Origin of the sequence: Pseudoalteromonas sp. S4492, from assembly GCF_005886115.1 — a bacterium.
GTDB lineage: Bacteria > Pseudomonadota > Gammaproteobacteria > Enterobacterales > Alteromonadaceae > Pseudoalteromonas > Pseudoalteromonas gelatinilytica.
Map to the genome: position 1 here is coordinate 1 of NZ_PNCP01000193.1, position 432 is coordinate 432.

Annotated in this window: 1 protein-coding gene; it reads right to left on the minus strand. The window is 47.7% G+C overall.

Annotation, left to right across the window (positions count from 1 at the left end):
- Window positions 1–218: 218 nt before the first annotated feature.
- The coding region (locus tag CWC28_RS22345; RefSeq protein WP_212746820.1) for a hypothetical protein at window positions 219–432 on the minus strand (214 nt) is incomplete at its 5' end.

Sequence of the window (432 nt, forward strand, 5' to 3'; positions counted from 1 at the left end):
TTTGGTAGCAGATGCTCAAGGTTGCGTCGTCTTTTCTATTAAGTGGGGTTATTGGTTTGGGTGTGTGGTTTTTTACACGAGAACCGAATGATCTGGGGCAGAAAAAAATTTAATCTCTTCGGGTCTAATTCCCCGCCGCTCGCTCCGGGGAGTGGCTTCATTCATGAGCAAAACAAAACTCGTGTTCTATTTAGGTTGTATACCCCTTAACGCTTGAACTACTCAGGAGGCCATTGAGCCAGCTGGGCATTCAAGATCAGATGGTTTTGATCCAGATAATAATGCTCGGTCAAAAAGTGGGTCTTATCAGGGCGCTGTGCCTGGGCTCTGGTCAGAGTGTCAGTAGCATTGCACTGGGAGCCTTTCGTCAGGCCGGGGTAGGCAGTTTCTCTCCCTTTTTCAGAAGGTAATATCAGGTAGCGGACCAGTAAT